Source organism: Chitinophagales bacterium (genome assembly GCA_041392475.1).
Classification (GTDB): domain Bacteria; phylum Bacteroidota; class Bacteroidia; order Chitinophagales; family UBA2359; genus JAUHXA01.
This window is the reverse complement of sequence record JAWKLZ010000002.1, coordinates 1648054-1661953: the sequence shown is the minus strand read 5'-3', so window position 1 is coordinate 1661953 and position 13900 is coordinate 1648054. Positions and strand designations below refer to the sequence as shown.

Here is a 13900-nt window from a genome sequence, read left to right as displayed (position 1 = left end):
GTTTTTGTATCGCATTTCCAACTGCTAAATTTTGCTTTTTATGGCTTGGTGGGTGCGATGGAGTGATGAAAAATTGAGGTGATTAGATTGAATATTTTCCTGAGTCAGTGATAATTTGTAGAGGCAAATCTTTTTCCTTGATACCTCTTTGAAGTAATAAGTCAAGCATGGCTTTATTGTTATCTCTGTTCTCTTTTTCAATGTCTTTTTCTTGATGTAATTTTTTTTCTATGACATTGTGATGAGTTAGTTCTACAATAAAATCTTGTGCTTTGCCAGATAATTTTTGTATTTGTGAGTTTTTCATTATATAATTCAAGTTATTTCATTAAAAATCATCATCCATAGCAAATTTCATATCTTCTTTTTTCTCATTCACACCAGCCTTAGCATAATCTGCGTTCCTTTTTTCAAAAAAGTTGGTCTTCCCCTGCAAACTAATCATCTCCATAAAAGGAAACGGATTCGTAGCATTGTACAGTTTGGCACAACCCAAAGCGACCAACAAACGGTCTGCCACAAATTCGATGTATTGTTTCATCATATCGGCATTCATGCCAATCAAGGAAACAGGCAATGCCTCTCCTACAAATTCTTTCTCACCATCTACGGCTTCTTTGATAATAGATTGCAACTCACTTTCGGGTAGTTTATTGACCAACATCGAGTACAACAAACAGGCAAAATCGCAATGCAGACCTTCATCTCTCGAAATCAACTCATTGGAAAACGAAAGCCCAGGCATAAGTCCACGCTTTTTGAGCCAAAAAATAGAGCAGAAACTTCCACTAAAGAAAATCCCTTCAACGGCTGCAAAGGCAATCAATCGGTGGGCAAAAGAAGGGGCTTCATCAATCCATCGCAATGCCCAATCCGCTTTCTTCTTGACGCAAGGCACCGTTTCCAAGGCATTGAAGAGGTATTTTTGTTCGGCGGGGTCTTTGATGTAGGTGTCTATTAGGAGGCTATAGGTCTCAGCATGAATGTTTTCGATGGCTATTTGGAATCCGTAGAAGCATCTAGCCTCGGGAATCTGCACTTCTCGCATAAAATTGATGACCAAATTTTCGTTCACAATTCCATCACTTGCGGCAAAAAATGCCAAGATATGTTTGATAAAGTGTTTTTCGTCATTGTTTAGATTCGACCAATCGGTGAGGTCTTGACTAAGATCTATTTCTTCTGCTGTCCAAAAGCTCGCTTCGTGTTGTTTGTACATTTGCCAAACCTTGTCATGTTTGATGGGAAATAATACAAAACGGTCTTTATTTTCTTGCAATATTGGTTCTACGCTCATAATGTTAAAGGGTAATTTATTGTTGTTTCTTTTTATTTAATTGAGTTGTGTAGTAAGGTGCATAAAAATTTCCTTTGAAATAGTACTCTATTTCATCGGCTGAAAATGTGTTTTGATCGTTTTTTATAAATAGTTAACGGCTGGTTTACCTCTTCAAAAATAAAATTGTAGGAGATAAATTGACGCTTTGGGCAAAGTAATTGTTTTACAATAGATAGGCTTTCCTTTGTAAATTCGACTTTGCGAAGGTAAAATTTCTTGTGGATTATTGTCAATTTAATTTATCCACTTGCTGTGGATAACTTTTAGCCTTTTGCCGTAACCTTTGGCACAGTATTGGATTGAGAACTTAACTCATTATATTTTAGATGTAAATGTACTTTGCGGCATTAAAAAAAATGCTTGTTTTTTTAGTATTAACCTATCAGTTGTCCACATGCGTACAAATAGAGTGTGGATAAGTTAGTTTTTGTTGTGAATTTAATTGCGTGGTCTAAACGCAATTGAAAACGCCTCAAATATTGCAGAGAAAGTATTTGAGGCGTTTTTATTAGGCAAAAAACCTTATTGTGGTAAGCTGTTTTGTCAAACAAAATAGAAGAAAAAATGAATGTTATTTTAGCAAAGGGCTATTCAAACTTTAGGTCTAAAAAAAGCCCCAATGTTATTTTCCTTGTATTTTTTTCAATGCCTCCTGAGCTTCTTTGAGTTTGTTCATATCTATGTCCTTCAACTTATCCAAGTTTAAATCTTTCAGTTTGTCCAAATCCATATTCAAATCCTCCAATTTCTCCATTGGATTTTCGTCCGAAATGGTTATATCGTTTGGCACTTCAAATTTTTCGGTAGGAATAGACACATTGGTTTCTACTTTAGTCGCCAATTGTTTGATTTCCATTCCCATCATATTGGTCTCATTTTTAAGGCTAAGGTTGTTCCAAATCCAGATTTTGGTGCCAAAACTCGACATTTCCCATATTTCACAATTTTTACCCAATACTGTTTCTTCACCCACTTTTTTGCCGCCCATCTGTTCGAGCATTTCTTTGCCGACTTTCCCCAAATCATTTCCTTTGTTTTTAGCCATTTTTTCAAGCATTTCGGGTTTCATTTTGAAGCCCGTTTTTTTGTCGAGGTCAATGCTGTATATCCAATCACCATCCATAATCGTTAGTTGGTTAGAAGTTTGTTTCATGTTCATGCCAGGAACAGTGACGGTTGTTTGGGTATATTTGGCTTCCTTTCGACCATAATCATCGAAGTAAAGAGTTTCTTTCCCCGAATTCATCGTTCCTGTGGTTTCGTATTCTACAATGCCCGATTTGACTTCGTAGCGTTTATAACCATCGCCTTTGTTATCATCGGAATCTGTCTTATTTTCCTTATCATCATTTGAAGTGAGTTCACTGGTACTATCGTTGACGTTTTTAGTTTTTTGCTTGCAGGAGTTAAATAAGAGTGAGCAATTGAGGACTATAAATAAGTAGAAAACGGTTGATTTCATGACATTGATTTTTGTGATTAAACGAATAATAAATGGAGTGGCTAACTTCTAAAAATAAGAATTTTCTCCATCAAATGAAAAACAGTCAGAAGATTTGGCTAAAACTTGCCTAAACCGTCTGACTGTTATGAAATATAAAATTGATTTCGACCTTGGACGAAAGAAGTAGGAAGCAAGATACTAAATATAAGGGATTGATAATCAAAATTTTAATATATTGATGCAATCAAACACAAATAACTGATTATCAATTAATTAAAATCTCACTTCTCGCCTCTTTGCTCCTTCGTCTAAAGTCTAAAAATTGATGTGGACTTATTTTTTGAATTTCTCAACAAAAAAGTGACTAATTTTCACTTTTGGAGCATTCAAGCAATTGCCGTTTTTGTCAAAAAGATACAAACCCCGTTCGTAGTTTTCGGGCTTGTCATCTCCTTGACCAGTAGTACCATCTTGTTTGCCATCGTCCACAAAACTCAATCCATACAAACCATCGAAACCTTTGAATTCCACAATTCTATATGCCAATGCAAAGTGAAAAGAAGTAGTTCCACACCCCGTTCCATTGTTGATGCGAAACTCTACAACATGCCTGTTTTTCAGTGCTTTGCCAATCATATCCAATGCTGATTGTATATTGGTCGGTTGCGTATAGTTGGTAGAAACACTAGTGGAAGAAGTACCCGAAACAGTTGGAAAATCGAACACATACGTTTCGATATCTCTACCTATTTGCCTCTCTTTTTCATGCGTTACCTCTCTTTTCGCTTCTGCCCATTGAGTGGGTTTTCCCCCTGCCCCATCGTCATCAAAAAGCCCTTTTTCCTTGAGTTTTTTCAGTATCTCATCGGCAATATTTTGACCAAGTTCAGGTGTAACCGAATCATCTACAACCACAACATCCTCTCCTCGACTCATATTTCCCAAATAACCCACACCCCGACCAATACCACCTCCCACACAACCGTTATCAGGCTCATTGATAGGAGGAACATACTTTTCACCATCCTTCAAAAAAGCTACTTCTTGCATTGCATCATTAAGTGCCTTGAGCGTTGCATTTGGGTAAAGTTGTTGGATAGCAGCCAATTGAGTAGCATCGTATTTGTTGATTTTGTCTTTAAGATGCTGAATGTCACCACTACTTTTTAAACCTGTTTGAGCAAGTACAAAGGAAGTAGAAAGCCCTAAAAAGGCGAACAGGATAATTAAAAAAAAATACAAAAATGGTTTCATTTGATTAAAAGAATTTGAGGTTTGATAAATGATTTAAAATCTATGTTATAAATTACTTGCTGTATTTTTCAATGATAGCATTAAACTGTTGATTTACTAATATTAAAATACCCAATAAATCTACCATCAAACCTTCAACTTTTGCACCCAAACCTACTTTTTGGTTGTTATTTCTATCCACTTTGTTTTCAGATAACTGTGAATTGGGAGACGTGAAAAGAGTGGGATATAAGAGTTTTAGGTAATCCAACTGCTTTTGTGCTAATTCAACGCATTTCTTGTTTTCATCAAGGATTTTTCTCCAATTTTCGACTGCAGCCGTTATTTCATCTCCTGTCAAACCTTCTGCCTTATTGATGATGTTTTGAAAGTACTCGATATTGGCTTTACATTCTTCCATCTGTTTGTTGAGAGCTATCAACATACCTTCTGGCGTAGTTTGTGCTTGTATGAAGAGATTGGAAAACAGAAAAATACTTAGACAAAAAAGAAAATTTTTGAAGTAATTCATGAGGTTATGTTTAAGGATTTGAAAAAGAAAAGGAAGGAGGTTTGCACATTGAATTCGCTTCAAAATTAACGCAATTCTTGTGGTGAAAAAAATACAATCCAAAAGACTTGTGATAGAATAAAGCCGTAAAAAAAAGACAATTGAAGGAAAAAGCAGGCATACTATTTTGACTTCATTCCAAAAAAACTTACCTTCAATTCCTTGCTTTTTAACCTTCAATCACTCACTATGAAAACTACTGACCTACTCAATAGCCTGCAAGGAAGGGAAAAAAAAGAGTTTGAAACTGTGATAAAAATGCACAAAAGAAGCAGCTTGAAAAACTTATATTTTTTTCTGAAAAAGCAAATCATCAAAAACACCGAACCAGACAAAGCCACGCTTTACAAGTCGGTTTTTGCCAAAAAATACGAACCTTCAATGGACTATTTGATTCGCAACGAACTGCGATTGCTAAACAATGAATTGGAGCATTTTTTGGTGCAAAAACAGTTGGAAAAAACCTTCAAAGAGAACATTCATCTGTACAACCTATGGCTGTTGAGGGGATTGAAGGAGAGGGGTTTGCACCAAGAATTTGAAGCTGCCTTCAAAAAAACGATTGCCAAAGCAAAAGAAGATTTACAGTACGAAATCATGGACAAAATGACCACACTCTATTTGCGTCACCTCATTACGAGTCAAGAAATTACAGAAGAACTCTATGAAAAAACTATCCGTGAAGGATATATTGAAAAAATCAACTGGATTCAAAAAGATGCCGTGCGAAAAATGCGAGCCTCGGAGGTGATGAAAGCCTTTGCAGAACGTACCATCAAGGTAACTCGACCCGATTTCTCCTACTCCAATTTAATGCAAACCATGAATTTGCAAGCGGATGTAGTGAATGATAGCTATTCCAACTACTTGTATTTATACGCTCTTTCTTTTCAACAAATAGGCTTAGAAAAAATCGAAACACTACAAAAAGCATTGGGTTTTATAGCACAATGTCATCAGCCTGAAATGGAAGCCGAAAACCGAAAGTTGTTTATATTGGCGACCATCGCATTGGAATATTACCTAATGGGTTATCACCAAGCTGCTGACGAGTATTACCTTCAAACCCTTCAATATGCAGAAGCAAACAATCAAGGACTTCAACTGACAGTCATTTTCAATTATTTTAGCAACTGTATCAAATTGAAGAAATACAGCGAGGCAATCGAATTATTCAATACCCATCAAGCAGCCATTGAAGCCAATGAAAAGGTACATTACCGCTTTTTGTGCCTCAAAGCCATGTGTCATATTTTTTTGGAAGAAACCGAAAAGGTAATGGATTGCATCCCTTCAAAAATTCAACAACGCCCTGATGCTCAATACTATTATTTTCGATTGGTACAAATTATCGCTTTTTGTCAATTGGAAGATGAGGAGACTGCCATGCGAGAATGTCACAACTTTTTGAAGATGTATCGATACCACGCAGAACATGAAGTGGATGTAGATTACGAAACGGTGGTCAGGTTTTTATTGCGGTATGCAAAAGCTAAAACAGAGGTCTCATTGAAGCAAACAATGGATTTGGAGAAGTTGAAAAAAGACATAGCTACTTTTGTTGATGAAAATGGCTATACGGGTAATTATTTGCCAGTGGTTTGGTTGTTGGGAAAAATTTGAAGAAAGTAGAAAAATTTGGAAATCCCCCTAAAAAAAACGAAATTTCACACCAAGTCAAACAACAATTCACAAAATGAAAGAAATCGAAAAAATCATCCAAGCCTACCAACACATTGACTGGCAAAGAGAAAAAGTAGCTTTGGGTACGGTCGTAAAAGTCGAAGGCTCGGCTTACCGCAGAATTGGCGCACGAATGTTTGTCAGCAACAATGGACAATGGGTCGGGGGCATCAGTGGTGGCTGTTTAGAAGGGGATGCGCTGAAAAGGGCACAAATGGCAATCATGAAAAACCAAAGTTCGATTGTGGTTTATGACACAACCGAAGACGATCCCCATCAAATCGGAGTAGGTTTGGGCTGCAATGGCCGCATCGAAGTATTGCTTACTCCAATTGAAGAAAACAGCCCAAACAATCAAATTGAATTTCTAAAAGGAATTACCGACCAAAGAAACGCCACCATTTTGCTCCAAATCCTAAGCATTGAAGGTAAGGAAAGCAACAAACGAGGTCATTTTTATACTTCCAACAACTTGCTTCAATTGACAAACGATGTACACACTCCATTAGAAAGCATTGAAGAAAAAATAGCCCTCGTTTACCAAAAGAGGAAATCCCAAGTATTTGCTTTTACCAATAAATTGGGCAATGAGTGTGAAATCCTATTTGAGTTGATTCGTCCCAAAATCAAACTTGTTTGCATTGGCGATAATTACGATATCAATGCTTTTATGGGCATTGCGGCTGAATTGGGCTGGGAAATCCACGTAGCAGGCAAAGCCCGCAAACTCAGCAAAATCGTTTACCAATACGCTAAAAGGGTATATTCTATTGAAGAAGCAAAAGACATAGAAATAGATGATTATACAGCTGTCATCTTGATGTCACATGACTACAAAACCGATTTAACCTTGCTCCAAAAATACCTCACCTTAGATGTGCCTTATATCGGTCTATTAGGACCCAAAAAACGGATGATAAAAATGCAAGATGAATTGGCAGACAATAAACAAGATATAAATTTAGATAACATGCCCAACTTGTATGCTCCAGTGGGTTTGGATATTGGAGCAGAAAGCCCAGAAGAAATCGCTTTGTCTATTGCAGCAGAAATCATTGCCGTTTTTAGGGAAAGAGAAGGTGGTTATTTGCGGAATCGAAAAGGTTCAATCCATGAAAGGGAATAAATAGCTTGTGCATCGACACCAATCTCTTATAATAAATTGATTATCATTATGTTAATCTCACAAATTTCTATCTTCAATAAAAAATAACAGTAACTTGGAAAATCATATTTTATTCGTTATATTTGAAGCAGATATTTTATCCGAAGAAGCCCCATCTTAATAATAAGCAAAAGCCTCATATTCAATACTTATTAATAAAGACTATACGTCAATATTAGCACTTCCTCATTATACATTGAATAATCAATTATTTTTAGCAGCTAAGCATACTACTCTTTTTGCATAAAAAATAGTCTATGCTCAACTACAATGAAATACGCATAAAGAAAAGAAACTTTGGCAATGAAATTATATCCATAGCCAAAATTACAACTCATTAACTAAAACAAACAATGCCTTATGATTCCTGCCTCTTTTGAGTATGAAGCTCCTACCACATTGGAAGAAGCTCTGGATTTGTTAGAACAACACGGAGATGATGCCAAAATTCTTGCAGGTGGTCACAGTTTGATTCCGATGATGAAACTTAGGTTTGCCGAACCAGAATTTTTGATAGACATCAACAATATCCCAGGTCTCGCCTACATCAAGGAAGAAAATGGCTACCTAAAAATTGGTGCATTGACCCGAGAAGCCGAATTGGAACATTCTGATTTGATTCGCTCTAAATATCCCATTTTTACGGATGCCTCGAAATTAATCGCTGATCCTCAAGTAAGAAACATGGGTACAGTTGGTGGTAACATCGCACATGGCGACGCTGCCAATGACCATCCCGCCGTTTTAATTTCCCTAAATGCCCAAGTAGAGATTACAGGTAAAGCGGGAAAGCGAATCGTTCCCATTGATGATTTTTTCTTTGGATTTTATTCAACCGCAATTGAAGAAAATGAAATATTAACAGCCATACACGTTCCCATTCCTTCAAATGGAACGGGCAATGCCTACCACAAACTCGAACGAAAAGTAGGTGACTATGCAACGGCTGGTGCTGCGGTTCAACTTACTTTGGATAGTAATGGAATCGTTACCTATGCAGGAATTGGCTTGACCAATGTGAATCCAATCCCTCTTAGAGCAAGCCGTTCAGAACAAGCCTTGATGGGTAAAAAGTTGAGTGACAACACCATTGCAGAAGCTGCCCAGTATGCCTCAGAAGACTGCAATCCTTCTACTGACCTGCGAGGTGATGTGGACTACAAACGAGCAATGGTCGGTATTTTGGTAACACGCATGATTCGCAAAGCAGCAGAGAGGGCTTTGGCCTAAAATGATTGTGGCCACACAATCCATCAATCACACAATCTAAAAACTCCAAAAACAAACAAACAATGGCAAGAGAAATAACAGTTACCATCAATGGTACACAACATACCCTTGAAGTAGAAAATCGCTTATTGCTGGTGCATCTCATACGAGAAAAAATAAACTTAACAGGTACACACATAGGTTGCGATACAAGCAGTTGTGGAGCTTGCACCATATTATTGAACGGCAAATCCGTTAAATCCTGCACCATTTTAGCGGTTCAGGCAGATGGCAAAGAAATCATGACCGTTGAAGGATTGGCTGCTCCTGGCGAAATGCATCCACTTCAAGAGGGCTTCAAAGAAAACCACGGTTTGCATTGTGGTTTTTGCACTCCAGGTATGTTGATGCGTTCAGTAGAACTCCTTCAACACAATCCCAATCCCACAGAGGAAGAAATCCGCTGGGGCATTTCTGGCAATCTGTGTCGATGCACAGGCTACAACAATATCGTGAAATCTATCCAATATGCCAGTGCAAAAATGCGAGGAGAAGAACTGCCTTCAACAGAGCCTGAATTTGTTTCCTAAATCAATCTAAAACAAACAAAACAATGATAAAATGTAAAACATCCAAAGCCATTAGCGGAATGGGCCATTCGATGAAGCGAAAAGAAGATGCTCGATTTCTGCAAGGCAAAGGAAACTATGTAGATGATATAAAACTACCAGGTATGTTGCACATGGACATCGTGAGAAGTCCGTATGCTTATGCCAAAATCAAAAGCATTGACGCTACGGCTGCGCTCGCAATTCCTGGAGTCATTGCAGTAGTGACAGGCAAAGATTTAGAGAAGTACGGTTTGCATTGGATGCCTACCCTGATGTCTGATACCCAAATGGTTTTGCCCACTGATACGGTCATGTACCAAGCACAAGAAGTTGCGGCAGTCATTGCGACCGATCGCTATACGGCAAGAGACGGAAAAGAAGCGGTTGTGGTAGAATACGAACCCATGAAACCCCTCATGGATGCCAAAAAAGCACTGGATGCAGATGCGCCTGTTTTGCGGACAGATAAAGAAGGTAAAACCAACAACCATATTTGGCATTGGGAAGCAGGTGACAAAGAAGCTACCGAAAAAGTCTTCAATGAGGCGGAAGTTGTTGTCAAACAGGATATGTATATTCCCCGAATCCATGTAGCCTCTATCGAAACTTGCGGCTGTGTGGCCAATTACAGCAAGGTGAATAACCACCTAACCATGTACATGACCACACAAGCACCACACGCTATTCGCACAGTGATTGCCTTGGTAGCAGGTCATGTGGGCTTAACCGAAGAAAAAATACGGGTCATTTCTCCAGACATTGGAGGCGGTTTTGGGGGCAAAGTCCCAGTCTATCCTGGGTATGTGATAGCGATTGCAGTTTCGTTTTTGACAGGTGCGCCTATCAAATGGATTGAAGACCGTACCGAAAACCTTCAAGCAGATTCTTTTGCCAGAGATTACCACATCAATGTTGAAATGGCGGGTACAAAAGAAGGCAAAATTTTGGCAACTCGCTTCAAAGTCTTAGCTGACCACGGTTATACAGACGCTTCTGCCAATCCTTCAAAATTCCCCACGGGCTTGTTCTCAATCGGTACAGGTTCTTACGATTACGATACCGCCTACATGGAAGCCGATGCGGTTTACACCAACAAACCTCCTGGGGGCGTTGCGTATCGCTGCTCGTTTCGAGTCACCGAAGCTGTTCACGCCATTGAACGCATCACCGACCGTTTTGCCCTTGAAGTAGGTATTGACCCTGCTGATTTACGAATGAAAAACTTTATCAAAAAAGAGGATTTTCCGTGGAAGTCGCCCACAGGTTGGGAATACGACAGCGGAGATTACCATGCAGGATTGGAGTTGGCAATGAAAACAGTAGATTATTGGAAACTTCGAGAAGAACAAAAAGAGAAAAAAGCAGAAGGAAAATTGATGGGAATAGGTATTTCGACCTTCACCGAAATTGTAGGCGCAGGCCCTTCAAAAGACTTTGACATCTTGGGTATCAAAATGTTTGACAGTGCCGAAATCCGAGTGCATCCAACAGGCAAAGCCATTGCTCGATTTGGTACAAAATCGCAAGGACAAGGTCACGAAACGACTTACGCTCAAATCATTGCAGAAGAGTTGGGAATTCCTGCCGAAAACATTCAAATTGAAGAAGGTGACACCGATACGGCTCCTTATGGTTTGGGAACGTATGCAAGTAGAAGTACGCCAACCGCTGGTGCTGCTGCTGCAATGGCTGCCCGAAAATTGAGAGCCAAAGCCAAGAAAATTGCAGCTTACCTATTGGAGGTCAGCGAAGACGATTTGGAGTGGGAACCTGGCAAATTCTTTGTGAAAGGCGCACCCGAAAAGGTGAAAACCATTCAAGAAATTGTATTTGCGTCCTATACCAATCACCCGCAAGGAATGGAAGCTGGTTTTGAAGCAACACACTATTACGACCCTCCAAACCTGACTTTCCCAAGTGGAGCGTATATTTGTGTGGTCGACATTGACCCCGAAACTGCCGAAATCAAAGTCCGTCGTTTTGTGGCGATTGACGATTGCGGAAACATCATCAACCCAATGATTGTGCAAGGTCAAGTACATGGCGGTTTGACACAAGGTATTGCCCCTGCAATGTATGAAGAATTGATTTACGACGATGCGGGCAACATCTTGAATGGTACACTGATGGATTATTTGGTGCCAACTGCTGTTGAGTCACCCAGTTGGGAAACAGGTCATACGGTTACACCTTCGCCTCATCACCCAATTGGTGCAAAAGGTGTGGGGGAATCACCCACTGTTGGTGCGCCTCCTGCCATCGCAAACGCTATTGTAGATGCACTTTCACATCTCGGTGTGCGACATTTGGACATTCCAATTACGCCTTACAAGGTTTGGAAAGTACTACAAGAATTGAAGAAATAATTATATGGCTATATGGTTTTATTGCTATATTGTTGGAGGATTTTATGTCCAACAATATAGCAATTCGGCCATTTAACAATCAATCAATAAAAAAACATGAACACAGCAATCATTAAAAAATTTGAAGTCGATGAGCCTATAGATAAGGTTTGGAAGTACCTAACTGACCCTACGAAAATTGTAAGTTGCGTGCCGGGTGCCTCCTTGACGGAGCAAATAGACGACCGTAATTTTAAAGGGGGTGTTTCCTTAAAGTTTGGTCCCGTCAAAGCTAGCTATGCAGGAGAAATTGCCTTTGAAGATATGGACTTTGAGAATTATAAAATGACTTTGAACGGCAAGGGTTTGGACTCCAAAGGAAAAGGTAGTGCTGACTTGCTGATGAAAATTGACTTGAATGAAAGAGAAGGAGGTGGAACAAGTGTAGAATCGAGTATGCAAATTGGCATAGTAGGCAAATTGGCGCAGTTTGGCTCTCGCCTTATCAATGATGTAACCGACCAGTTGTTTGATCAATTTGTGGCTAACTTCAAAGCAAAATTGGCAGAAGATACGGCGACTGAAGTAGCTGCTATGCCAGTTGTGGAGGAGTCAGAGGAGATGAGTGAACCTGCAAATCAAGCTACGAATGTTGCAGAGCAAGCAACTGTTAGCACACCCGAAAATGTTCAACGGCCTGTTGCACCAAAAGTAGAAAAGCCTCAAGCCCAAGCAGATAACTCATTGAATGTATTTGCCTTGTTGTGGGCGATTATCAAAGGTTTTTTTGCGAGGTTGTTTGGTGGAGGCAAGAAGTAATACAATGGCAGTTTATCAATTTCACTTAACCATCCTACCCAAAAAAGGCGTTATCGAAAAGTTTGGGAAAATTCCTGTAAAACTTGATATAGATCATCACGAAAGGCGAGTACATTATGAATTGAAGAAAGACGATTTACTGGAAGACGAAGATGAATTTAAGGATGCCTATACGCATGACTGGTGGAGTACAACGGATTTGTTACCTATTGAGATCATTCATCAAATCGATAAAAAAGTTAAAAGAACAAGATATGGAGACGATTTGGCAATTTATTGGAAAACTTATACCCATGAACTGGACAATGATGCGGAGATGATTATCAACGAACAAACTGGAAGAATTGAAATATTAGCTTTTAGAGCTGATTTGAGAACAGTCAAAGGATTGGAATTTTTGAAGGGAATGGTGAATTTATCAAAGACTTACGATTGGCTTTTGATGGACAGAAAAGGAAATTTGATACGCCCAGAAATGCAAGAGATCAAAAAGTTAATCATTATATCAAATCCGTATAAGTTTTTGAAAAACCCTTTGAAATTTCTCGCCGACATAGAGAAAGGAACTTTAGACATGGTATAAAACTAAAAATAAACTCCAAAAACACTGTGCTACCAAACAACACCCAACAAATCATACAAGGTTTCGACCAACTCAACTATGTCTTAGACGAAGAGTTGGCAACGATTCTATTCCTACTATTGAAGCTCGAAAAACCTTTGTTGTTAGAAGGAAATCCAGGCGTTGGAAAAACGGAAATAGCGAATATATTGGCGGCTTTGTTGGATACGGAGTTGATTCGGCTGCAATGTTATGAAGGCTTGGATGTCAGTACAGCAGTATATGAATGGAACTACCAAAAACAGCTGATGTCCATCAAAATTCAAGAAGTTGGAGGTAAATCAGATTTGGAAAAAGAGGAACACATATTCGGAGAAGATTTTTTATTGAAGCGTCCGCTACTTAAAGCGATTACCGCCTCAAAAGCTCCCGTTTTGTTGATTGACGAAATAGATCGAGCCGACGAAGAATTTGAAGCCTTTTTGCTAGAATTGTTGTCTGCATTCCAAATCAGCATTCCCGAAATGGGTACTATCAAAGCCGTTCACCGCCCCTATGTTATTCTCACTTCCAACCGCACCCGTGAACTCAGCGATGCCCTGAAAAGGAGGTGTTTGTACCATTGGGTGAACTACCCCGATTTGGAGAAAGAAATCAAAATCGTAGAAAAACACCTCCCCAACATCGAACCTCAATTGGCAACTCAATTGGTGAATACCGTCCAAAAATTGAGGCTTCAAAAATTGGACAAAACACCAGGTATTGCCGAAACTTTGGATTGGGCGAAAGGTTTGTTGGCTTTGGGTTACAATGAGTTGTCGGCGGAAGCGATTGCCAAAAGTTTGGGCTGTCTATTGAAGTCAGCGGATGATATTGAAGCGGTAAAAATGGCGGTTTTCAATGAAAAATTTTGAATTCC

Annotated in this window: 13 protein-coding genes; 8 read left to right on the top strand and 5 right to left on the bottom strand. The window is 39.1% G+C overall.

The annotated features are described in order from the left end of the window. Nucleotides 1-82: 82 nt before the first annotated feature. The 5 genes from R3E32_20035 to R3E32_20015 form a co-directional block, all read right to left on the bottom strand. The gene (locus R3E32_20035) at nt 83-307 is read right to left on the bottom strand and encodes a hypothetical protein (GenBank protein MEZ4887031.1); all 225 of its coding nucleotides are present in this window, start codon (nt 305-307) and stop codon (nt 83-85) included. Between the two features lie 21 nt (nt 308-328). Beyond that, the gene (locus tag R3E32_20030; protein MEZ4887030.1) at nt 329-1297 is read right to left on the bottom strand and encodes a ribonucleoside-diphosphate reductase small subunit; all 969 of its coding nucleotides are present in this window, start codon (nt 1295-1297) and stop codon (nt 329-331) included. A 664-nt stretch (nt 1298-1961) separates the two neighbouring features. Next, the gene (locus R3E32_20025) at nt 1962-2801 is read right to left on the bottom strand and encodes a hypothetical protein (GenBank protein ID MEZ4887029.1); all 840 of its coding nucleotides are present in this window, start codon (nt 2799-2801) and stop codon (nt 1962-1964) included. A gap of 315 nt (nt 2802-3116) precedes the next feature. Beyond that, complete coding sequence (locus tag R3E32_20020; protein MEZ4887028.1) at nt 3117-4037, bottom strand: hypothetical protein; 921 nt, start codon at nt 4035-4037, stop codon at nt 3117-3119. A 52-nt stretch (nt 4038-4089) separates the two neighbouring features. Next, nucleotides 4090-4548, bottom strand: coding sequence for a hypothetical protein (locus R3E32_20015; protein ID MEZ4887027.1), 459 nt, complete (start codon nt 4546-4548; stop codon nt 4090-4092). Between the two features lie 228 nt (nt 4549-4776). Here R3E32_20015 and R3E32_20010 point away from each other — a divergent pair, with 228 nt between their 5' ends. The 8 genes from R3E32_20010 (at nt 4777) to R3E32_19975 (ending at nt 13895) form a co-directional block, all read left to right on the top strand. Beyond that, nucleotides 4777-6210, top strand: a complete 1434-nt coding sequence (locus tag R3E32_20010) for a hypothetical protein (GenBank protein ID MEZ4887026.1) — start codon at nt 4777-4779, stop codon at nt 6208-6210. Nucleotides 6211-6283: 73 nt separating this feature from the next. Next, nucleotides 6284-7396, top strand: coding sequence for an XdhC family protein (locus R3E32_20005; protein MEZ4887025.1), 1113 nt, complete (start codon nt 6284-6286; stop codon nt 7394-7396). A gap of 399 nt (nt 7397-7795) precedes the next feature. Then, nucleotides 7796-8665, top strand: coding sequence for a xanthine dehydrogenase family protein subunit M (locus R3E32_20000; protein MEZ4887024.1), 870 nt, complete (start codon nt 7796-7798; stop codon nt 8663-8665). Between the two features lie 62 nt (nt 8666-8727). Continuing rightward, nucleotides 8728-9234, top strand: coding sequence for a (2Fe-2S)-binding protein (locus R3E32_19995; protein MEZ4887023.1), 507 nt, complete (start codon nt 8728-8730; stop codon nt 9232-9234). Nucleotides 9235-9257: 23 nt separating this feature from the next. Beyond that, complete coding sequence (locus R3E32_19990; GenBank protein MEZ4887022.1) at nt 9258-11621, top strand: aerobic carbon-monoxide dehydrogenase large subunit; 2364 nt, start codon at nt 9258-9260, stop codon at nt 11619-11621. Between the two features lie 96 nt (nt 11622-11717). Continuing rightward, nucleotides 11718-12419 (top strand): SRPBCC family protein, encoded by a 702-nt coding sequence (locus tag R3E32_19985; protein ID MEZ4887021.1) that lies wholly within the window; start codon nt 11718-11720, stop codon nt 12417-12419. A gap of 4 nt (nt 12420-12423) precedes the next feature. Further along, nucleotides 12424-13002, top strand: a complete 579-nt coding sequence (locus tag R3E32_19980) for a hypothetical protein (GenBank protein ID MEZ4887020.1) — start codon at nt 12424-12426, stop codon at nt 13000-13002. 26 nt (nt 13003-13028) lie between these two features. Next, entirely contained in the window at nt 13029-13895 is an 867-nt protein-coding gene (locus tag R3E32_19975; protein ID MEZ4887019.1) for a MoxR family ATPase, read from the top strand. Nucleotides 13896-13900: the final 5 nt, after the last annotated feature.